The organism is Pseudarthrobacter sp. TRD_SC_9, assembly GCF_055361265.1.
Window position 1 is genome coordinate 2,368,706 of the sequence record NZ_CM143956.1, and the last position, 21,881, is coordinate 2,390,586.

Consider the following 21,881-nt stretch of genomic DNA (forward strand, 5'->3'; position numbering starts at 1 on the left):
AGGACATCCCGCACGATCTAAGCCCCGGCTTCAGCTGCTGTCTTCGGAGGAAGAATGCGGGACGCTTTGCATGCACGGGGATTCCTCGCCCGGTGTCCTAACCGGCACTCGAACCTCGGACGGTTTTTCAGTTCGGCCGCCCGGCGCAGCGCAGGTACGTCGCCGGGGAGCGAAGAGAACGAGGGTAATCGCCGCGGCGCCGAGGGCGAGACCGGCAGCCGTTGCAGCGGTAAAGGGTTCGCCGAAAAGAAGGGCGCCAAGGAGCGCGGTGACGGGGGCCACGAGGAACAGGAGCGCGTTGAGGCCGGTTATCCCCAGGCGGCGGAGGAGGTACCAGTAGAGCGCGTATGCGGTGAGCGTGGGAATGAGGGCGATGGTGACGGTGGAGAGCCAGAAGGTAGCGGAGCTGGGCGGAATCAAGGTGTTGGTGCAGGCGGCAAGGATGGCTACAGCCGCGAGGGTGACGACGGCGTGAACTGCGAGAGTCGGGAAAACCGCCAGGTTTGACGGCGTTCGGCGCTCGAGGAAGGTCGCAGTGACGAGGCTGGCGAGCGAGAGCAACGGAAGCAGGTATGCCGCGGTGGGCGAGGATGTTACGGCCGAGGCATCCGCCCACACGATGAAGAACACCCCGACCGCCCCCAGGGCCAGGCCAACCCATTGCAGGGCACGGACGCGGAGGCCGAGGAGCGGGCCGACGAGGGTTGCCGCCACGAGGGGCTGGATGGCATCGATGAGTGCCGTGGTGCCCGAAGAGACACCTGCCGCGATAGCGAGGTAGATCGGCACGACGTAGCCGAACTGGGCGAAAAAGCCGATGGCGAGGTGCGGTCGAATGTCACGCCACGATGGCATGACGAACCGGCCGCGCAAGGTGACGACGAAAGATGCCGCTGCCAACAGTCCCACCACGACGACAAAGCGCCAGAAGATGAGGGTGAGAGGGTTTGCATTGGCCGTTCCAACTTTTGCGATGAGGAACCCGGAACTCCAGCTCACGATGAAAGCAGTTGTCGCGACGGCTAAGACGAGTGACTTCGGTATACCGATCTGTTTACTCATGTTTCGACTATACAGGACGGTATACTAGAGGGATGCGAAAAGATTACGAACCGGAGGCCCTGCCTGCGCTGACGGCCGGCGCTGCGAAGGTATTAGCCGCGGCAAGCGGGCTCTTCTATCGCGAGGGAATTCATGCGGTGGGAGTAGACGCGATTGCCGCTGCCGCTGGAACAACCAAGAAGACGCTGTACGACCGGTTCGGCTCGAAGGAGGCCTTGGCCTTGGCCTACCTGCAGGGTCGTGATGAACTGTGGCGGGCATATCTTATGGACGGGCTGCAAGACGTGGAGAAAGGCAGCATTGACCGCGTGTTGGCCGTGTTCGATCTGACAGAGGCCTGGGCACGCGAGAACAACCCCAAGGGCTGCGGTGCGATCAACGCCCGGGCCGAATTCGAGTCGGTATCGCATCCGATTGCAGGGGAAGCAGTCCGGCAGAAGAAGTGGATGCGTGAGTTGTTTGCCGAGCTGTGCCGTGAAGCCGGAGTGGCCGGCCCCGAGGCGATGGCCGACACATTGATGTTGCTGCACGATGGCGGGCTCGCGACTCTGGGAATGGGGACGTTCGAGCGTCCGTTCGCCGTAGCCCGGGACGCCGCCGGGCGGTTGCTCAGGAGCAGCACGCCGCGCGTCCGCCGCGCGCAGCCACGGGCAAACCCGCACGGAGGAAGAGGGAATTAACGTTGCTGCGGCAGGCAGCAGCTATGCGTCCTCTTCCTTGCGTGCGGGCTTGAGGCCGGGTCAGGCGAGCCGGGTCAGCCAGCCGTGCACATCCTCCAGGGCACCTGTCTGGATCCCCAGCAGCTGTTCGCGGATGGCCATGGTTGTCTCCCCCGCGGTGGCATCTTCGGAACCGATATGTTCGGTGGCGTCTTTAAGGAGCCCGATCGGGGTGATGACGGCGGCAGTACCGCACGCGAAAACTTCAGCGATGTCCCCGGATGCTACGCCTTCACGCCATTCGTCGAGGGTGATCTTGCGTTCCGTCACGTCACGTCCCATGTCCTTGGCCACCTGGATGACCGAAGATCGGGTGATGCCTTCGAGGATGGTCCCCGTCAAAGCAGGAGTGGCAAGGGAACCGTCCTTCATCACGAAGAACACGTTCATGCCGCCCAGTTCCTCCACGGCGTCGTCATTGAAATAATCCAGGAAAAGCACCTGCTTGCAGCCGTGCGCTTCGGCCTCCTGCTGCGCGATCAGGGACGCGGCGTAGTTGCCGCCGCATTTCGCGGCACCGGTACCGCCACGCCCGGCGCGTGCATAGTCGCGGGATATCCAGATGGACACCGGCTTCAGTTCCCCGCCAAAGTAGTTGCCGGCAGGCGACGCAATCACCCGGAACGAAACTTCCCTGGCAGCGCGCACGCCCAGGAACGCTTCAGTGGCAATCATGAACGGCCGCAGATACAGGGCTTCGCCGTCACCTGTTGGAACCCAGTCCTTGTCAGCGGTGACGAGTTCGCGCAGGGCGCCCAGGAAGTACTCGGCCGGAAGTTCCGGCAAGGCGATCCTGCGAGCCGAGCTGTTCAGCCGTGCCGCGTTTGCTTCCGGACGGAAAGTCCAGATGGAACCGTCTGCGTGGCGGTAGGCCTTCAGTCCTTCAAAAATTTCCTGGCCGTAATGGAATACTGCCGCGGAAGGGTCCAGGGCAATTGGACCATAAGCTTCCAACCGCGGGTGGTGCCAACCGCCAACACCGTTCGCGTCGACGCTGTAATCGACGATCGCCGTGTGGTCGGTGAAATGGTTGCCAAACCCCGGGTTTGCCAGGATGGCTACACGTTCTTCAGCAGATTTCGGGGTGGCCGAAAGCTGCCGGTTGAATTCGACGCCGTGCGCAGTCTGAGTCATGGTTCCTCCACAATCGGCTGCCGTTTACCGGGTATCGACGCTGAAATCCGCCGGCAGCATTTGGTGATTCGACACAAGCTTACGCCTGCTGGGATGCGCTACAGCGCCGCCGCGATGGCGTCGCCAATGGCACTGGTGGTACGGCTTCCGCCGTCGCGGTTTTCGACGTCGGCTGCCACTGCGGCCTCAATCCTCCGGGCGGCGCTGGTGTAGCCGAGGTGATCGAGGAGCATAGCTGCTGAAAGGATGGCAGCGGTGGGATCGGCCTTCTGCTTGCCGGCAATATCCGGGGCTGAGCCGTGCACGGGTTCAAACATGGACGGCGCGGTGCGGTCCATATTGACATTGCCGGATGCCGCCAGGCCAATGCCGCCCGTGACAGCCGCGGCGAGGTCCGTCAGGATGTCACCAAAAAGGTTGTCAGTGACAATGACGTCAAAGCGGGACGGGTCGGTGACCATGAAGATGGTGGCTGCATCCACGTGCAGGTAGTCGTGGGTGACTTCCGGGAACTCGACAGAGACGGCCTCCACGGTCCGCTTCCACAGGTGGCCGGCGTAGACCAGGACGTTGTGCTTGTGGACCAGTGTCACGTGCTTGCGCTCCCGTGCTGCCGCGCGACGGAAAGCGTCACGCACCACACGTTCCACGCCGTAGGCCGTGTTGAGCGAAACCTCGGTGGCCACCTCGTGCGGCGTACCGGTTCGGAGGCTGCCGCCGTTGCCGACATAGGGGCCCTCCGTGCCCTCGCGGACAACAATGAAATCAATGGTTCCGGGGTTTGCCAGCGGGCTGCCCACCGAACCGTACAGGCGGGAAGGGCGCAGGTTCACGTAGTGGTCCAGGCTGAACCGCAGCTTCAGGAGCATCTCACGCTCGATGATCCCGGACGGGATCCGCGTGTCGCCCGGGGCCGCACCTACGGCGCCAAAGAGGATTGCATCCCGGGTGCGCAGGTCCGCAAGGACCTCCTCGGGCAGTGTCTCGCCGCTATCCAGCCAGTGCTCTGCGCCCAGTTTGTAATGCGTGGGCTCGACAGTGATGCCTTCTGCGGCCGCAGCCTTGTCCAACACCTTCAGTGCCTCGGCGATGACCTCCGGGCCAATGCCGTCGCCGGGAATGACGGCAAGATTAATCGTGGATGCGCTCATACTCCTAGATTAGTAATGGCATCCACATGCTGGGCAATTCGTCTCAGAATATGGTCGGGGGGTGTGTTCAACCCTGGCTCCACCCGTGGCATGATGTGCGCCTGCCGGCCGGGAACTAGAGTTTCCTGCGTGGACAGACGGCACAGCATGTATCAGTGGCTCAGGGACAACCCGTTCAAGGTAGATACCGCAGTGATGATCGTCCTGCTGCTGTTCCTGGGCCCTGTTTACCTGCTGGCTGACCGCCCAGAACTTTTCCTGGTCTCCTGCAGCCTCGTGGTTCCGCTCGCATGGCGGCGCACCAATCCTGTTGCTGCCGCAGCTGTCATGACCGTGGTCTGCCTCATCCAATGGGCTCTGGGCATTGAGGCGGTTGCAGGCCAGATCGCCGTGCCGATGATTATCTACGCCGTGTCGGCGTACGGCCCCGCCTGGGCCAGCCGGACGGTTCTCGTGCTCGGTCTCGTCGGTGGCGTCCTCCTGACCACCCGCACCTTTTCCAACACTGCAGAGACGGGAGTTCTGGGGCTGACGATTGGCTCGTTGTACACAGTCCTGATCTGGATGCTGGTGCTGTTCAGCTGGACCCTTGGCGACCTCACCCGGGTCCGCCGCCTCCAACTGCAGGCTCTCGAGGACCGCGCCAGGCGACTGGAAATCGAACACCGGCAGGAGCGCGCGCTTGCGGCGGCCGACGAACGCTCCCACATTGCCCGGGAAATGCATGACATCGTCGCCCACTCCCTGTCCGTCATCATCACCCAGGCCGACGGCGCACGGTACGCTGCCGCCGTCGAGCCTGCCGCTGCCACCAACGCACTTGCGACGATTGCCGCCACCGGCAGGACATCCCTGGCGGAAATGCGGCGCCTGCTGGGAGTGCTTCGCAACGACGACCCGGCCACAACCAGGCCACTGCCCGGGCTGGGCGACCTCGACGAGTTGTTCCTGGGACTGCGCGCCGCAGGCCTGCCGCTGCGCTTCAGCCAGCAAGGCCAGGCGCGCCGGCCCCTTCCTGCCGGAGCGGAACTCACTGCCTACCGTTTCTTCCAGGAAGGCCTGACCAACGTCCTCAGACATGCCGGCCCCGGCGCGCAGGCTGACGCAACCATGGTGTGGACGGCCAGGGGGCTGCAGCTGGACATCCACGACGACGGTCGCGGAGCGTCTGCCGACGCTCCGGAAGCAACCGGTAACGGCCTGCGCGGCATGGCCGAACGCGTGGCCCTCTACGATGGGACACTGGCGGCCGGACCGGCCCCTGGCGGCGGCTTCCGGGTTTCCGCTTTTATCCCCTACACGGAAGCGTGATGATGGCCCCAGAAGCAGCCAACGGTCCAGAAAACGGAAAAATCAGGGTGGCCCTCGTGGACGACCAGCAATTGGTGCGGTCCGGGCTGGGCATGCTGATCAACTCCCAGCCAGACCTCTCCGTGGTCGTGGAAGCCGGAAACGGGATCGAAGCGGTCCAGTCCCTGGCAGCTACGGCCGTTGACGTCGTGCTCATGGACGTACGCATGCCGGGCATGGACGGCATCGAGGCCACGCGGCAGTTGATGGAGCAGGCAACCGCGGCTCCGGCAGGGTCCCGCCGAAGTGAACTCAAGGTGGTGGTCCTGACCACGTTCGATCTGGATGAGTACGCTTTGGCCGCCATCCAGGCCGGCGCCAGCGGCTTCCTGCTCAAAGACGCGCCCCCGGAGGAACTTTTGGAGGCCATCCGGACGGTCCACCGCGGCGATGCCGTAATTGCGCCGTCAACAACCCGGCGGCTGCTGGACCACGTTGCTCCCCTGCTCCGCACCCAGGGTTCGCAGAGCCCGGAACACCATGCCGCCGTCGCACGCCTGACCGCCCGCGAGCGGGAAGTCTTCGAACTCATCGCACTGGGCCAGTCCAACCCCGAGATTGCGGCCAGGCTGTTTGTCTCAGAGGCAACGGTCAAAACCCATGTGGGGCACATCCTGGCCAAACTGGGCGCGCGGGACCGGGTGCAGGCGGTGGTGATCGCCTACGAGACCGGGGTTGTCACGCCCGGCTCCTGATGCCTCTGGGCGGACAGACCTGCTTGTCTTGATAGCCAACAGCTTCTTGAGACGCTGGTCGTCTGATTTTTTATGACACTTCGATGAGCGGAAAGCCGGGAAACGAACTGCCTCGAAAAGATGTCTCGCCGTGTTTTGTCTTACGTTCACCGACGCAACGAGTTTTTGAGGCAAACTGGGGCGATGAGGCAACTTGGGTACACGCGAGTCAGTACAGCGAGCCAGGACGCGCAGCTGCAGCTAGATGCCCTGGTGAAAGTGGGAGTGCAAAAGCGGGACGTGTTCGCCGACGTGACCTCTGGGGGTAGAACCGCAATCGAGCGGCCCGGAATGAAGAAGCTCCTTGAGTACGCCGAGTCCGGTGACACGGTGGTGGTGTGGCGCGTTGACCGCCTAGGGCGGTCCTTGGTCGATGTCCTCAATACGGTTAATCTTCTCCGTGAACGCGGGGTTCACGTCCGGTCCATATCGGACGGTATTGACCCGGCGACCTCCACGGGTCGGCTCATGCTCAACATGCTGGCCACCTTGGCAGAGTACGAGCGCGAGCTGATCGTTGAACGAGTCAATGCCGGCATCGCCGCAGCACGGCTAACCGGCACCAGGTTCGGGCGGCCGCTCTCGGACCCGGCAGTAATCGCAGACAAACTCGCGATCGCCACCGATGCTCGACTGCGGGGACGTACCGCAGAAGACGCCGCCCGCCTCGTCGGATGGAGCCGCGCCACGCTCTACCGGCACCAACAAGCCCACGCATCCGTGAGAGGAAGGTTAGCGTAATGGCCAGCAAGGACAATTGCGGCATTACAAATCCCTTCAGATAAGTCTCGGTGGCCACGTCGCGGGGAAATGCCTCTGGTCGATCCCGCCGAGCCCTTTAATGGCCTTTCGACGCCGACTCGGCACGAGTCTCTCTGTCTACCTGCAGAAACAGACCGTTGCGAGGCTTCTTTGGGTTGAGGGCACGGCCCACGCTGAAAATCCGGCCTAGGATGCAAGATATCTTCCTCCGCCGTTGAAAGTAGACCATGACAGTTGAATTCATTGCCCCAATAAGCGGGCTCGTCGGAGTCATGATCGGAGCTGCCGCAACCCAACTCGGGGCTATGGCCGCTTCGAGACGGACTTGGAATACGGAAGAAATTCGTACCAGGAGGAACTTTCATGTGGAAGTTATTGGCGTAGCACATGCACAACTCATACTGTTCTCGAATATCGCGAACAGAGTGAAAGAGCGGGTATTAGATGCCCGAAAACGGCTAGCAGATGGGGAAACGCTGTCAGAGGTGGACATGCGCTATCTCCACGATGAAGAACATCTCAGCCGTCTACGATCCGCCACGAACCAATGGCGCTCCACTTTTGCAAAGAGCGTCGTCTATGCCGGCCCTGCCATGCACTCCGTTCTGGCGGAACTCGATGACGTCAGAGCACAAGTAACCGAGGCCCTGAACGACTCCTTCAATCACAACAAAGTCCAAGCCTCAATAGATGACTTCGAGAGCACCCTGGAAAAGCTCTACAAAGAAGTCCACCGAAGCACCATCGAAGCAAACCTCGTACTGAACGGATCATTTCTGATGTGGCCTTGGAACATTGGAGCCCGTCGCGAGCTGACTAAGGAGCTGAGAAATTTGGAAGCCCGCGACGGAGGGCAACCTTCGGGCTCGACGACAGGGCCTTAGGTTCAACGGCGTTCCTCCTGCTGGCGCAATCGCCGGGCGTAGAGGCAGTCTGTTGATAAAAGTCTCGGCAACCAAAACGTTCGGTAGGGTTGCCGCGTGAGCGAAGAAGCAGCAGGAACATTTTGGGTTAAGAACGGCCCTCGGATCCCCGGAAGAGTAAAGCTTGATTCGGGCGTATTTGCGCTGAAGCTTGATGGTTTCTGCGTCACCCCCCTAAGTATCGACATACAGCCGGGGTACGTCTCTTTTAGCGACGACCCTGCAGCAATTACTGAGGATTTCGCGCCGCGCACCATTTTTGGTGAGCTCGATGGCCAGGACGGCGTAACGCTTCTGGGCGCCCACATGGACACTGTGCCTCCTCTTTTTGACCCTCTAACTCAAAGATTCACCGGATCGTTCTATGTCCTCGGCGCTCACCTTGATGGCAATGAATCTCTCATTCATGGCATTCGATGGGCTTGGAACCTCCCGTCCGACCAAGCTGGATGGCTTAGCGATGCAACGGTTAACGTCACCGACGGACCGCTGCCCGGCACCCTGAATCCTTGGGCATGTGACAACAGGCCCGGTGTGGAATTCGAACTGGCAGACGCCACTGAACTACGCATGGCTCAGCAAGGAGTGGTTGCAGCGATTACTCAATTCTTGGTGCTTTGGACCGGGTGCGGCATTGACATGTCTCACGTGCAGATTCAGCTGGAGGACGGGAAATGGTATGACTGCTCCCCACCGGAGCCGGACAAGGGAAGATTTTCGAGGACTAAACTTCTTCCGCTCAACGAGGTCACCCTCCATTCATTGGCTCGCTGGCTACCGATGGCGTTCAAGCTTGACCCGCTGCCCTACATCGCCTCTGCAAAAGCGGGCGTACTTCAGGTCGACGCCCAGGCAGTAGCTACCGCTCTTGAGGGACTTCACCGGCGCTTGCTTGTGGACCGCCGGCCATTCGCCACACTCAGTAATACTGCCGTAAAGCGCGCCTCGCGGGCCGCGCGTGAAGCGGGTGTCAATAATCTGGTCGAAAGCGGATTCGAGGATAAAGCCCTTGCTGGCAAGATATTCAGCGAAGCCTTGAACCATATCGATCAGCCTAGCTACCAGCAACGCGTGGCAGAGCTTGCAGCCCCAGTAGTAGACATAGCGCCCGGCCTGTGCGGCCCCGACCTGGACACGTGGGTCAAGGCCATGAAGAGCATCCGCAACGATCAAAGTCACCAGTTGCTCGACCGCTTCTATGACGCAGAAGTGACTCAATACCACATCGCGAGTATCTCTGGGCGCTGGGTTCTCACTCTCCGAATCTTGGTGGAATTTGTTGAACCCGCCCGCCTGGGCCTTGCTCTCCGAGAGGCGCAGACCTTCGCCTTCGCCTTGGCGAACATGGATGTGGAACACTACTGGGCCGACTTTTCTTGTCTGCAAACCTTCCGAAATGCTGGTCATCCGACGCAGTGAAATCACTTAGCTGGTGTCCATGCAGTCTCCCTTGCTAATGGACGAGGACGAGTGATTTTGGTGCAAACGACTCAAGCCCCAGTACCTCTCATCCATCTCACTAAAGGCACTACTTTTCAATATTGAGACACATGCAAGTGGGACACGTTACTAAGACACTCTCAAGGGCAGGAACCGCCGCAGATGCTAAGCTCCTCCGGCTTCCGCCAATATCAGGTCCGTCTGGACAAAGGATCCTTTAATGAGACGCCAGCGCTCGTTCAACCGGCGGGCTCGTCTTCAGAGTCGAGAGGCGCCCAACAACTGCGTCATCGCATCAACCGAGGCCGCTGAGCCCCCGGCGTCACCGTCGAAGTCCTCTCAGACGCCACCGGAGCAATCGACCTCACCAACGACGCCGGCACCGCACCCGCACGCCAGGTTCACGAGACCCTCATGGCGCTGCTGCACTCGAACTGGGTCGCCGTCGCCGACACTTTGACCTGAACCACAGCACTGGGAAGGGGCGAGCCGCTAACCAAGAGCGACCTCGTCACCTCGGCCGCACAAGGCCGCACTCTGTAGGAAACCGAAGTGCTGCGTTATGCAGCATCAATCAAGGGGTTGAAAGGGTTCGTGACAGCTTTTGGGCAGCCTGTTGGACCAGGCGGGCAAGTGCTGGGACATCAATTTCGGGCATGCGGAGCCTGGTGACGGTTGCTGTGATGGATCCTGCGATGGTGCCGTCTTTAAAGTAGGGGGCGCTGACACCGAAAGCGTCTGGGATGCGTTCACCGTCACCGATGGCCCAACCACGCTCCCGAATTTCGTCGAGGTCCTTTTTGAGGGCTTCAGAATCTGTTTGCGTGCGTTCGGTGAGGGGCTCGAGCCTTAGTGCTGTCACAGCGCTGGGGGGACAGTGAGCGAGGATAGCTTTACCACCGGCTCCGGCGTACAGCGGGATTGGTACCCCGGAAGCAAGTCCGTAGTGCAACGGCCTGACCCCGTCCACTACTGTCGTCATCACGGCCTCTTTGGTGTCGGCGTGGAATTGAATGAGGCCGACGGTTTCACCTGATTGTTCGGCGAGTTCCCGAAGAATCGGACGGGCGATAGCAGCGGGGTCGATTTCAGGACCCAGAAGGGCTGCCCAGTGAAACATCCGGGGGCCGGGGTGTAAACCGCCGTGGCGTTGCAGAGCCAGGCCTGTAGCCAGGGCGGTGGAAACCAGACGGTTTGTGGTGGCGATGTTTGCTCCGATGGCGTGGGCAAGATCATTGCCGGTGGGCAAACCGTCCGGATTGGCTGTCAACGCGGTGACCAGCCGGGCGGTGCGTTCCACGGCAGTGGACCCGGCCGGGAAAGTGATGGGGTCCAAGTCCCGGGGCTCTGGGTGTTTTCCGCAGACGGTTTCGATGGCTTGGGCTGCTTGTCTGGCCAGCGGGCCGAAACGGACAAGGTCCTCGTCGGCTGTAAGGAAGCGGGGCCGGGTGATGGAGACGGACCCGGTGAGACCGTGACAGTGGAACGACGCTGCCGCGCCTGCGGCCAGAGGGAATTGCTGCCCTACGCTGATCGTGTACCCGGCGCGGGAGTCCTCGGCGAGCAGTCTTTCCAGCTCAGCCCGTTCAGTCACGGTGTCCGGGGTGTGCGCCTCCAGCGAATCATCTCCCAAAGCAGTGATTCCCAGCCGGCCCAGTATTGATCGGCCTGTCGCTCCTGCGTGCAGGGGCAGGACAGTGCCTGGCTCCAGAAGGTACTTGATGGGGCCGGGCCGCCGGCGGCAACTGACGACAACGGCCCGTGCCCGGGGTGCGTCATGGAGGGCGATCAAAACGGTTGCGTCCGATTGCTCGCCAAGGCGTTCTAGAACCGTTCCGGCATGCCGCAGCAGCGGGTGTCGGGAGTGCAGTGCCGCTGCCAGGACGCGCAGCCGCGGTCCAACCCGGTAACTTCCGCTGGCACCAACAGATGAGGCCAGCCCGTGTTCTTCCAGGGACAGCAGGACACGGTTAACAGTGCTCCGGCTGGCGCCAAGAGCTTGTGCAAGTTCCCGGACGCCGGTTGGCTCAACCCGGGTCACCAGGGCATGCAGGACTTCGACGATGCGCTCGTTCCCTGCCACGGCACTCTCGCTCGAGCTCACTCCGGTCCCACCATCTTCCCGATTTCCGGCTCCTTACCGAGCCTGCCGACTGCTGTCACCACGCTACCGTCAGGGCGCCGTTCCCACGCGCTTCTTCTACAGCTCGACGCTCCTGCTTGACAGCAGGAATGGTCTACATCACACTTTAACTACAAATTAGGACAGTGTCCCACTTTTTATAGGAGCAAAGATGCCCCCTGTTAGTCAGTCCGCCCCACCGGCCGCGGATGCCCTCCACCTGAAGAAGGCCAAGAAGGCTACCGGTGTTGCCGCCTTCGGCACCTTTATCGAGTACTACGACTTCAGTGTTTTCGGCTATGTTGCCGCAACGCTTGCCGTGGTGTTCTTTCCCAGCGGTGATCCCGTGGCGGGCCTGCTCAACACGTTCCTGGTCTTTGGTACGGCGTTCCTGGTCCGGCCGCTGGGCGCAATCTTTTTCGGGCGCATCGGAGACCGTTACGGACGCCGTGCCAGCCTGATCGGTTCAGTAATCCTCATGAGTGGAGCGGCCGGGCTCACGGCACTGCTGCCCACGTACGCACAGATCGGCATCTGGGCTCCCATCCTGCTGGGCCTGCTCCGGATGCTGCAGGGCCTCTCTGCAGGCGGTGAGATCGGCGGCGCTGCTACCTATATCCGCGAATGGGCACCGGTGGAGCGTCGAAGCCTTTACATCTCCTTCATTCCCAGCGTCGGTGTGCTGGGCAAGGCCGGCGCTGCGGGAGTTGCTGCACTGGCGGCCTCCTTTGTGCCGGTTACAGAAATGGAGTCCTGGGGCTGGCGGATCCCGTTCCTCCTCGCGATTCCACTGGGCATCCTGTGCCTGGTCATGCGACTGAAGATCGAAGACAGCCCGGAATTTACCCAGAGCGCAAACAAGGGCCAGACGACCACCTCCCCGATCGTTGAACTGTTCCGCAACCACCGCTCACGCCTGACCAAGGTCTTCTTCATCGCTCTGGTCCAGAACATCGGCACCTACATCGGCACCGTTTATGTTGCTGTTTACTTCAGCACCGTCCTGGACTTCACCAAGGCTGAGGCCGCGACCATCGTCCTTATCGCCGTCGCCACCGCGGCTCTGCTGATCCCCTTGGCCGGCCAACTGGGCAGCCGCATCGGCAGCAAGCGCCTGCTGACAGCTTCCTACATCGCCTACATCGTGCTCACGTTCCCCTCGTTCATGCTCATGAACGCCGGGTCACTGTCACTGGCGATCTTCGGCCTGCTCCTGGGAATGGTGCCCTACGCCCTTTGCCAGGCAGGCACCTACGCCGCCATGCCCGAGTTCTTCCCCGTCGAAGTCCGGCACAGCGGCGTCGCCTTCGGTCACAGCGTCGGGGCCGTGCTCGGCGGAGCCGGCGCCCCGTATGTGGCCACCTGGCTGATCGGCAACACCGGCAACACCATGATTCCCGCCTACATGCTGATGATCTTCGGCGCTCTGGGCCTGGCCGTGCTGCTGGGCACAGTACGCAGCAACACCCTGACCTCCGCTTCCCACCTTTACCGCTAGGAACACCATGCCCACCTTCTACGTCTCCGACGATATCCATCCCGATGTCCTGGCAGAACTGAACACCTTAGGACAGGTACACCTGGGCTACGGCCCGGACGCTGTCCGCTACGAGACCGTCCAAACCGAGGTCGACGCCGTCCTGCTCCGGGCAGAACGCTTCGACCGGGAAAAAATTGAGTCTTCGCCAAGACTGCGCATCATCGCCCGGCATGGAGTAGGAACCGACAACGTCGACATCAAGGCGGCCACAGACGCCGGTGTCTGGGTCACCACGACTCCGGGCAGCAACAGCCGCGCGGTCGCCGAACACGTCTTCGCCCTCCTGCTCTCACTGGCCAGGAAAGTGCCCTACGGCTCAGCTCAAACGACATCAGGGCAATGGGCAGCAGCAAAACCCCATATGAACGGCTTTGAACTGCACGGCCGCACCTTAGGACTGCTCGGCTTCGGCAACATCGCCCACATGGTCGCCACCATCGCCCAAGGATTCGGCATGCACGTCCTCGTTCATGACCCGTTCGTGCAGGACACCGCCATCACGGCCTCAGGTGCTGCTCCGGCAACACTCAACGAAGTTATTGCCGGCTCGGACGTCCTGAGCCTGCACATGCCGCTGACTGACCAGACAGCACGAATCATCGACTCAGAAGCCCTAACCAAGATGAAACCAGGAGCGGTGCTCATCAACACATCCCGCGGAGGACTGGTGGACGAACCCGCTCTGGCCCGGGCACTCCAAAACGGCCACCTTGGCGGGGCAGGGCTGGACGTCCTTGAAGGAGAGTCCGTGGATATGAGAGACCCCATTGCACACTCCAAGATCCAGATCGCTGAGGTGCCGAACCTGATCGTCACCCCGCACGTCGCCGGGCAAAGCAAGGAAGCCTTCCTGGCCGCCGGAACAGGCGCTTTGCAGGCCATCCAGGAAGCGCTTGCCAGTCAACGGCCCGAACACGCAGTGAACAACATTCCAGCCCCCGCTTCCGCCTAAGCAACAAAACAAACGCCTACCGCAGGTTGAAAACCGCCAGCATCGACCATACGAAAGCACTGAGAGACGACATGTTTATTGACGCACCAACTACCTCACTCACTGTCAGCCCCCGCCCCACCAACACCGCCACAGAGTTCCTCGAAGCCCTGAAGCCGTACCCCACCGCCAACGTCGGGGATGCCATGGACAGGCTCAACCTCATGGACACAGGCATCGTGTCCCAATGGACGACCGGCCGCTGTGTTGGCCCTGCCCTGACGGTACTGACCCGCGAAGGTGACAACCTCGCCATCCACCGCGCCCTCGACGACGCCCGACCCGGCGATGTCCTGGTCATCAACGCACTCGGAGGAACAACACGGGCCGTATTCGGTGACCTCCTCGCAGAAATCTGCCTCGCCGCCGGCATCGTCGGTGTCGTCATCGACGGACTAACACGGGACCGTGCCGTCATCAAGGAACTCGGATTGCCCATCTGGGCCCGCGGCGTATCACCGGCCGGACCCGCAAAATACGGTCCCGGAGCAGTCTCCGTGCCGGTCGCCTGCGGCGGTACCGTCGTCAACCCAGGGGACCTCATCACCGCCGACGACGATGGAGTCGCCGTCATACCAGCACAACGCGCCGAAAGCGTGCTGCGCAGACTCGCGGACATCGACAAGTTCGAAGAAGACCTCCGGGTAAGAATCCGGAACTCCGCGTCAGCCTTGGCCAGCACCACCTACTAAACCGCCAAACAACCCTGTAGATCACCCCGCCCTCCCGACCCGCGAATGCCGGGACCACCAGTCAGGTCTTTACCGAGTGCCTGCAGCAACAGCGACAGAGCCACTCGGTGTCGGCCCTCCGACGGCTCCGCCCATGCCCATCGACACTTGGGGAGACAAAAAATGACCAAATACCGCCATCACGAATGGGCTCGGCTCGTCGGCGTCCCGGTCGAGATCCGACAGCACTGGGAAGTCATCCGCACTGGCATCGTCGACGCCGCGATGCCCGACTCCTCCATGATCTGGGTTGCCGCTGACGAGCAACACAGCCGGACCCTGTACGAAGCCTCCCAAGGCTTCCAAGTCTGGGTTGAGCCCAGACAGCTCGAAGGAGCGCTTACCTACCGCATGACCACTAAAGCCCTGCACAACTAAGGAGCTAGGAACCGTAAGCAGCGGGACAGCCTCACGTCCGGACAAAGGATCCTTTGCTAAGACAGCAGGAGCTTATCGTCCGAAGCTTTAGATGGAGTTCTGCATGCAAAGAAGCTTTGCTCTTTGCATACGGTGACCACACTGACTACCTCCACGACGGCCACCGCCACGCAGAACACAACGATCACTACGACGAGTACGAGGTATTCCTAGCTCTGCCAATCGATCAACATCACCTCACGACGGCGCCGGCGGTAGCCCTTTGCCGGATCCAATCAAGCATGCAGTGCAACTCAGCTTGCCTGGGGTATGAGAACGATTCTCAATTAGGGTAATATCGGGGCGTGATCGGATTCCTTCATGACCGCTGACCTTGCGCGCCCAGCCAGGGTCAGCCGTCCGAGCCCCTTAGGCAGCTCCATTCCTCCCGACAGCCGCCCGCGCAGGTCAGCGCTGGAACGGTTGTTAGTGCCTTCGCTGGTGCTTGGAATCGTGGCCATCCTTGGGGTTGCGGGTAGCACAGGTCCCTTGCAAACAACGTTTCTGGAGTCCCTGCAAATTATGGCCGGTCACCTAATACCCGGCCTGCCGTGGATGTCGGACGGTTCATTGACCGTGTCCCAGGATCAAGCCGTGTGGAGCTTCCGAGTTCCCCGCGCGCTGCTGGCTGGTATCGCCGGAGCCAGCCTCGCGTTGGCAGGTGCCCTTCTGCAGGCGAACGTCCGCAATCCTCTGGCTGAGCCCTACATTTTGGGCGTTTCGGCCGGGGCAGGAGTGGGTGCCGTTCTAGCCATCGTGGCAGGTTCGACGGCAGTTGGCGGGCTTGGCCTGAATGCGTCCGCGTTCGCCGGGGCGGCTGCGGCGACGGCCTTGGTGTACTTGCTCGCAAAACAGGATGGAGTGATTGCGCCCTCGCGGCTCATCCTCGCAGGTGTGGCACTCGGGTCGCTGCTCTCCGCCATCACCAACTTCCTCACCATTACTACCGACGCCCAGAACGTCTACAGCGTGTTGTTCTTTCTGTTGGGCAGCGTCTCGGCGGCGACTTACCCCCAACTGCTGTTGCCCGGCCTGGCACTTGGGTTTATCAGTATCTTTGCGATGCTGCGTTCCCGCGCTCTCAATGCCTTCCTGGCCGGCGACGAAACGGCCACCGCTCTGGGCGTGAACGTGGAACGTATGCGTCAAATGCTCCTTCTCGCTACGGCTTTGTTGACTGCGACTACGGTTGCAGTTTGCGGTGGAATTGGGTTTGTGGGTTTGGTAGTGCCGCACGCCGCACGCATGTTGGTGGGCTCGGATCACCGACGTATGCTGCCCGTGACTATCTTCGGTGGCGCATTTTTCCTCATGCTTACTGACTTGCTGGCCCGCACGGTGGCCCAACCAGCGGAGATTCCGCTGGGCATCCTCACCGCTACCGTCGGAGCCCCTTTTTTCCTTTGGCTCATGCGCGGCAATGGCGCTGTTCGGGGCGGCATCAAGCGATGAAAGTAGATTTCCGGAACGTCAGCATAGTCCTTGGCAGTACCACCGTGGTCAACGACGTCACTTTCACTGCGCCCAGCGGCTCCGTGGTAGGCATCTTGGGCCCCAACGGCTGCGGCAAATCCACGCTTCTCCGCACCTTGTACCGGGTGAACAAACCCAGTTCGGGGACCGTGACAGTGGGCGGCGATGACGTCCGCGGCCTCAACTCCCGGCAGGCCGCACTCCGAGTGGCCGTGATGGCACAGGAATCCAGCCAGGACTTTCCTGTGACGGCGCGGGAAGTCGTCATGCTGGGACGCGCACCACATCAGCGCGGCTTTGGTGCCGATTCTGAACTGGACCACCACCTCGTCCACGAAGCAATGCTCGACGTCGGGGCTTCCTCCCTGACGGACCGCTACTTTTCCGGGTTGTCGGGTGGGGAGAAACAACGTGTGCTGCTGGCACGGGCCCTCGTGCAGGACGCACCCGTTCTGGTACTCGACGAACCGACGAACCACCTGGATGTCGCCTTCCAACTGGAGCTCATGCACTTGGTCACCTCCCGGGGAAGGACAGTTCTGGCCGCCCTACACGACATGAACCTGGCTGCAGAGTTCTGTGATCAGGTGGCGGTGCTGCAGTCCGGTCGGCTGCAGGCTTTCGGGCCGCCGGCAACGCTGCTGGACCACGAACTCATCCTGCACTGCTTTGGTGTGGAGTCCCGGAAGCTCGAGCACCCGCTCACCGGCCGGGCATTGATTGCCATCGCCGCCAGGACGAATGAACAGCCACCGGCGCCAGCGCCCTCTCAAAACCCGGAGCTCGCAACAGCGCGCCCCTGAATTTACCCATCACCCATCACCGAACACGACTCACCGGAGGCACATCCATGGCCAAATCCACCGTTACCAAGGCAGCTGCTGTTTTAGCCGTTATGACACTCAGCGGAATGTTGTTGTCCGGCTGCGGACAAGCAGTGAGCCAAACACCGGCAACGGACAAGGTCGGCCTGGCTGCCGAGCCCGCCGGATCCATCGAGAACTGCGGCCGGACCTTGACGTTCACCTCCGTCCCTGAGCGCGTGGTTGCCATGACACCGGGACAGTCCGAACTGCTGGTGAAACTTGGTGCTGCGGACAAGGTGGTGGCTGAGGCTCAAACGAAGGGTCACGAGCTGCTGCCTGAGCTGAAGGACCGCGGTGATGTGCAGCAGTTGAGTGATCAGATGCCGCCGTCGCGAGAAGTCCTGTTGGGTGCCAGCCCGGACTTCGTCTACTCGCCCACGGCTTACGAGTTCACGGCCGAACAAGGGTTCGCGAGCCTCGAACAGCTCAAAGCAGCAGGAGCCGAGTCCTACATCGCCACGGCGGGATGCATGGAGCGCCGGAGCAAGGCCGAGGTCAAGGACCTTCTCACCGATATAGAGAACATCGGTGCTGTACTCGGTGCCGGTGAGCGTACCTCAACCGTGCGGACGGAAGCCGCTGATGTGCTGTCTTCCGTAGAAAAGGCCGTGGAAGGCAAAAACAAGCCCACCGTGGTGGAATTGTTTGTCGAGGGGAACTCCATCGCGGCCATCGGCGCCGGAATCGAGTACGACATGATCAAGACCGCCGGCGGGAATAATCTGTTCAGCCCCTCCGATGAGGCCTTCGCTAAGTTCTTCTCCGCCGTGATCTCCCCGGAGACACTGGTCCAGAAGAACCCGGAGGTCATTGTGTTCACCACGCTGGACAAAGCCCACGAGGACGCTACCCGCACGTTCCTGAAGGAAACGTTCCCGGAAGTAGCAGCGGTGAAGAACGACCGGCTGGTGGCCATCAACTCCGATGACGTCATGCCGGGAACGTGGGGAAACCTCCGCGCTGTGGAACAGATCGCCAAGGGACTACACCCGGACGCATTCTAAGCCCTCAAAGCTCCCGCGAATCGGCATTTGATGCGGCCGAGGCACTAGTCATCAAATGCCGTTTCTGCGGAAAGTGGGCAGAGTTTTTTGGATGCCCCGGCTAAGCGCCCAGCTGCACCCGCCGGTGGCATGCGGCCAGCGTCGATTCCCTGTGCGAAACGGTGATCACCGTTGTTTCACCGGAAACCGCGGCAACAGCCTCCACCAAGGAACGTTCCGAAGCAGGATCCAAGCTGGCTGTGGTTTCATCCAGCACCAAGATCTTCGGCTTGATCAGCAGGGCCCTCGCCAAACAGAAGCGGGCACGTTCACCGCCGGACAAGCTCACTCCTTGCTCCCCGATCATGCTATCTACCCCGTCCGACCATCGTTCTCCAGTGAGCGGAAGCCCTGCCCGGTCCAGTGCAGCCAGCACGTCCACTTCCGTTGCGGCGGGGTGGGCTAGGCGCATGTTGTCCAGGACGGAACCATGGAAAACCGGCGCGTCCTGCTCCACCATCGTGACCATCCGCCGAAAAGAAGACTCGTCCACGGCCCAGGCGTCCACGGACTGCCCGGCGCGCGGCACCAGCGACATGCTCCCTGAATCCGGCACCCACAAGCGCAGTAGCAGCCGGGCCAGCGTGGTCTTGCCTGCCCCGGATCGGCCACTGATCCCGACATGCTCGCCGGGCGCCACGGACAGGGAAGTCGGGCGCAAGGCAGGCGCACCGCTGTCGTATGTGAATTGCAGGTTCCGGACCTCCAAGCCCAGCGGCCCCTCGGGGTCGAACTCCACGAGGGGCCGCGAAACCGTTGCGACCGAGGGAAGGCTGATGCCCTCCATGACTCGCTGGGCACTGGCGCGGTGGGGCTGTAGTTGGGTTACGGTGGCCATGCCTTCTGCAACCGGAGCCAAGAGGGTCAGCGTGCCTGCCACCAGCGCGGGCACCCACACGGGTTCCAGCCCGGGTTGTGAAATTGCAGCAAGGAAGACTGCCACCACAGTTGCCAGGACACACAGTTCGCGAAGGGACGCCGCCATGGCAAGGAAGGAGTTTAATTTTCGTTGGCTGGCATCTACTGCCAGGCTCTGTTCCTCAAGCTGACGTTGTGCATGCTCCCGCAGCCCGAAGCCAAGAATCTCTCGGGTGCCCGACAAAAGGTCTACGGCAAGAACTGACACCGCAGACCGCGCCTCCTGTACCCGGGCACCCAACACGGCGCCCCGGCGCAACCCCGGAAGCGTCACCACCACCAATGCTGCGGACCCCAGCAGCAACACCGCGGCAAGGTCCGGACCCAGCTGCAACAACGCGGCAACCCCGGCCACGAACAACACCGCGGAACCAGCCAGCTGGGCAACCGTGTGGGCGTAGAAGAACTCGAGCTTTTCAACATCGCCCATAGCCGTGGCGGCGAGTTTGCCTGTGTGCTGATCCGTCTTTCGGGAAGGAACGCCACGGGTGAAACCATCGAAGAGTGCTATGCGCAACGCGGCCAGAATTCGGTACGCAATGCTGTGGGAGATGTCCATCTCGTGCCACGTCAGCACGGCCCGAACGACCACCGCGGCGACCCCGACGATCCACCATTCGGGGGCTGCGGACTCGTGTCGCATCACAGCCAGCGCCACAACGTAGGAAGTAACAACAGCCAGGACAACGAGGACCAGGTTATTTAAGATGCCCACAACCGCTGTCCACGCTATCCCGGCCCATTCTCCGGACATGTGCGGAACCAGGCCCAGAAGCGGATTTCGGTGATTGCGTGTGGTGAGACTCATAGCGTGGCTGCTTCTTGTTGGTGTGTGCGGAGTTGGCCGTGGCCCAGGTGGAGGACGGTGTCCGCGGCGGCGAGGGCCTCGGGGCGGTGCGCGATCATCAGGACAATCCGCCGTCCGGCCTCGAGGCGAAGCCCCTTCAACACCAGTCCAGCGAGCTCGGTGTTGAGAGCGGACGTTGGCTCGTCCAAGAGGAGAACGGGACGATCCACCAGCAGTGCCCGTGCAATCGAAAGCCGCTGGAGCTGGCCTCCGGACACGGATGCACCCCCTTCGGACAGCACGGTATCCAGACCATCGGGCCAGTGCCGCAGTTCTTCAGTCAGGCCTGAAATCTCAAGGACGCGCTGGATCTGCTCTTTAGTAGCATCAGGCGCCACAACGCGAAGGTTCTCACGGATAGTCCCAGGGAAGAGGTAGCTGCGTTGTGAGACCACACTGACGTCGCTGGGCCTTAGAGGCCGGCCGTCCAATTGGATGCGGCCCTCTCCTACGTGCAGGAATCCCAGCAACAGATCAAATAGTGTGCTCTTCCCTGCCCCGGACACTCCCGCCAACGCGGTGAGGGCGCCGCGCTGGATTTCTGCCGACGCGTCCTGCAGAACCCAGGGGTCGACAGCCGAGTACCGGAAACTCACGTTGTCCAGCGTGAGCCGATCTGCAGGCACGGCGGAACGCACCCCGCACGCGGAAAACGCCTGTCGTTCACCCGTCAGCGTACGGTCACTACTGCCGCTGTCCGTCCCTCCGGCGGCATCAATACTGCCCAAAGCCGAGAGCCCAAGATACGCGGCATGCCATTGGCGCGCGAGATCCCGCACCGGCCTGAACACTTCGGACGAGAGCATCAGCAGGAAGTACGTGATCGCCGCAGTCTCGGGTCCGGGCAATGGCCCCTGCCCCAACACAGCGAATGCTGCCAATACGGCAGCCGCCAGCATGCCCGCCTGAATCCCAAAATCCGCCAACGCGGTGTCCACCAGGGACGTACGCATGGTGGATACGGTTGCCCTGTGGAGCTGCTGCGACCTGTGATCAAGCCGTGCCCTCGTCCTAGGAACGGCGTTGAGAATCTTGAGGGTGCGCATGCCTTGGAGGGCCTCCAGGAAGTCGGCACTGAGTGCTTCGTAACTGTCCCAATGATGATGTCCATGCTTCTTTAAGGCTTTTCCCCAGAGTTTCGGCGCACCAACGGCTACGGCCACGGCAAGCGCCAGGGCAGCGGCCAGCAAAGGATTCAGCCACGCGATCCAGACCAGAAGGGCGGGCACCACGATCTGCAGCTGGAAAGCGTGGGGGATGTACTGGCTGATGTAGCTGTCCACTCCGTCCACACCTTCACTCAGGGCCAGCCGCCGGGCTCCACTGCGGTCCGAAGTATCCCTCAGCCTTTCGGGTTGAAGCAGACGGTCAGCAAGCTTCCGGCGTACTTCCAATCGCACCCCGGAGCCCAAGGAACTGGCCAGCCGGGAATGGAACTGCTGGAGCACCAGGCGCCCCAGGCCACAGGCGAGAACCCCGGCAAGGTAGGGAACTAGTGGTCCGTACATGCCGCCGGCGGGGTTTCCGGAGGACCGCACCAGAACCACCAGCGCCGCCAGGGCCTGGGCCAGGAACCACGCCTGCAACCAGTAGCTCGCTGTGGTGATGCAGAGCAGTGCTGTCACGCCAGCCAGCCGGTCGCGGTGACCAGCTGTCAT

Annotated in this window: 19 protein-coding genes; 13 read left to right on the top strand and 6 right to left on the bottom strand. The window is 61.8% G+C overall.

Annotated features, from left to right (window positions below; genetic code table 11):
* Positions 1-30: 30 nt before the first annotated feature.
* Complete coding sequence (locus ACWA13_RS11065) at positions 31-1,062, bottom strand: DMT family transporter (RefSeq protein ID WP_463934058.1); 1,032 nt, start codon at positions 1,060-1,062, stop codon at positions 31-33.
* 32 nt (positions 1,063-1,094) lie between these two features.
* On the opposite strand from ACWA13_RS11065, the gene ACWA13_RS11070 reads away from it, so the two are divergent.
* On the top strand, positions 1,095-1,742 hold the full coding sequence (locus ACWA13_RS11070; RefSeq protein WP_463934060.1) for a TetR/AcrR family transcriptional regulator: 648 nt from the start codon (positions 1,095-1,097) through the stop codon (positions 1,740-1,742).
* Positions 1,743-1,802: 60 nt separating this feature from the next.
* Here ACWA13_RS11070 and ACWA13_RS11075 read toward each other — a convergent pair whose 3' ends face one another.
* Together ACWA13_RS11075 and ACWA13_RS11080 are read right to left on the bottom strand one after the other, a co-directional pair.
* Complete coding sequence (locus ACWA13_RS11075; RefSeq protein WP_463934062.1) at positions 1,803-2,915, bottom strand: branched-chain amino acid aminotransferase; 1,113 nt, start codon at positions 2,913-2,915, stop codon at positions 1,803-1,805.
* A 98-nt stretch (positions 2,916-3,013) separates the two neighbouring features.
* The gene (locus tag ACWA13_RS11080; RefSeq protein WP_463934064.1) at positions 3,014-4,066 is read right to left on the bottom strand and encodes a 3-isopropylmalate dehydrogenase; all 1,053 of its coding nucleotides are present in this window, start codon (positions 4,064-4,066) and stop codon (positions 3,014-3,016) included.
* 129 nt (positions 4,067-4,195) lie between these two features.
* On the opposite strand from ACWA13_RS11080, the gene ACWA13_RS11085 reads away from it, so the two are divergent.
* The 5 genes from ACWA13_RS11085 to ACWA13_RS11105 all read left to right on the top strand — a co-directional run bounded on the left by ACWA13_RS11085 (position 4,196) and on the right by ACWA13_RS11105 (position 9,254).
* Complete coding sequence (locus ACWA13_RS11085) at positions 4,196-5,377, top strand: sensor histidine kinase (RefSeq protein ID WP_463934066.1); 1,182 nt, start codon at positions 4,196-4,198, stop codon at positions 5,375-5,377.
* Positions 5,377-6,111, top strand: a complete 735-nt coding sequence (locus tag ACWA13_RS11090; RefSeq protein WP_463934068.1) for a response regulator — start codon at positions 5,377-5,379, stop codon at positions 6,109-6,111. The genes ACWA13_RS11085 and ACWA13_RS11090 overlap by 1 nt, the downstream gene beginning before the upstream one ends.
* A 183-nt stretch (positions 6,112-6,294) precedes the next feature.
* Positions 6,295-6,891: a recombinase family protein gene (locus ACWA13_RS11095; RefSeq protein WP_463934070.1), complete on the top strand. Its 597-nt coding sequence runs from the start codon at positions 6,295-6,297 to the stop codon at positions 6,889-6,891.
* 248 nt (positions 6,892-7,139) lie between these two features.
* Positions 7,140-7,796 (top strand): hypothetical protein, encoded by a 657-nt coding sequence (locus ACWA13_RS11100; RefSeq protein WP_463934071.1) that lies wholly within the window; start codon positions 7,140-7,142, stop codon positions 7,794-7,796.
* A 96-nt stretch (positions 7,797-7,892) separates the two neighbouring features.
* Positions 7,893-9,254 (top strand): HEPN domain-containing protein, encoded by a 1,362-nt coding sequence (locus ACWA13_RS11105; protein WP_463934073.1) that lies wholly within the window; start codon positions 7,893-7,895, stop codon positions 9,252-9,254.
* Positions 9,255-9,849: 595 nt separating this feature from the next.
* On the opposite strand, the gene ACWA13_RS11110 is transcribed toward ACWA13_RS11105, so the two are convergent.
* Complete coding sequence (locus tag ACWA13_RS11110) at positions 9,850-11,379, bottom strand: IclR family transcriptional regulator (RefSeq protein ID WP_463934074.1); 1,530 nt, start codon at positions 11,377-11,379, stop codon at positions 9,850-9,852.
* 190 nt (positions 11,380-11,569) lie between these two features.
* On the opposite strand from ACWA13_RS11110, the gene ACWA13_RS11115 reads away from it, so the two are divergent.
* The 7 genes from ACWA13_RS11115 to ACWA13_RS11145 all read left to right on the top strand — a co-directional run bounded on the left by ACWA13_RS11115 (position 11,570) and on the right by ACWA13_RS11145 (position 18,419).
* Positions 11,570-12,895, top strand: a complete 1,326-nt coding sequence (locus ACWA13_RS11115) for an MFS transporter (protein WP_463934076.1) — start codon at positions 11,570-11,572, stop codon at positions 12,893-12,895.
* 7 nt (positions 12,896-12,902) lie between these two features.
* On the top strand, positions 12,903-13,889 hold the full coding sequence (locus ACWA13_RS11120; protein WP_463934078.1) for a hydroxyacid dehydrogenase: 987 nt from the start codon (positions 12,903-12,905) through the stop codon (positions 13,887-13,889).
* Positions 13,890-13,960: 71 nt separating this feature from the next.
* On the top strand, positions 13,961-14,620 hold the full coding sequence (locus ACWA13_RS11125) for an RraA family protein (RefSeq protein WP_463934079.1): 660 nt from the start codon (positions 13,961-13,963) through the stop codon (positions 14,618-14,620).
* A gap of 162 nt (positions 14,621-14,782) precedes the next feature.
* On the top strand, positions 14,783-15,037 hold the full coding sequence (locus ACWA13_RS11130; RefSeq protein WP_463934081.1) for a hypothetical protein: 255 nt from the start codon (positions 14,783-14,785) through the stop codon (positions 15,035-15,037).
* A 480-nt stretch (positions 15,038-15,517) separates the two neighbouring features.
* Entirely contained in the window at positions 15,518-16,528 is a 1,011-nt protein-coding gene (locus tag ACWA13_RS11135; protein WP_463937912.1) for a FecCD family ABC transporter permease, read from the top strand.
* Positions 16,525-17,352 carry an ABC transporter ATP-binding protein gene (locus ACWA13_RS11140; protein WP_463934082.1) on the top strand — a complete coding sequence of 276 codons (828 nt, stop codon included), beginning with the start codon at positions 16,525-16,527 and terminating at the stop codon, positions 17,350-17,352. The genes ACWA13_RS11135 and ACWA13_RS11140 overlap by 4 nt, the downstream gene beginning before the upstream one ends.
* Before the next feature lie 47 nt (positions 17,353-17,399).
* Positions 17,400-18,419, top strand: a complete 1,020-nt coding sequence (locus ACWA13_RS11145; protein ID WP_463934084.1) for an ABC transporter substrate-binding protein — start codon at positions 17,400-17,402, stop codon at positions 18,417-18,419.
* 100 nt (positions 18,420-18,519) lie between these two features.
* On the opposite strand, the gene ACWA13_RS11150 is transcribed toward ACWA13_RS11145, so the two are convergent.
* Positions 18,520-20,184 carry an amino acid ABC transporter ATP-binding/permease protein gene (locus ACWA13_RS11150; protein WP_463934086.1) on the bottom strand — a complete coding sequence of 555 codons (1,665 nt, stop codon included), beginning with the start codon at positions 20,182-20,184 and terminating at the stop codon, positions 18,520-18,522.
* The gene (locus ACWA13_RS11155) at positions 20,181-21,881 is read right to left on the bottom strand and encodes an ABC transporter ATP-binding protein/permease (protein ID WP_463934088.1); all 1,701 of its coding nucleotides are present in this window, start codon (positions 21,879-21,881) and stop codon (positions 20,181-20,183) included. Before ACWA13_RS11155 ends, ACWA13_RS11150 begins: the two co-directional genes overlap by 4 nt.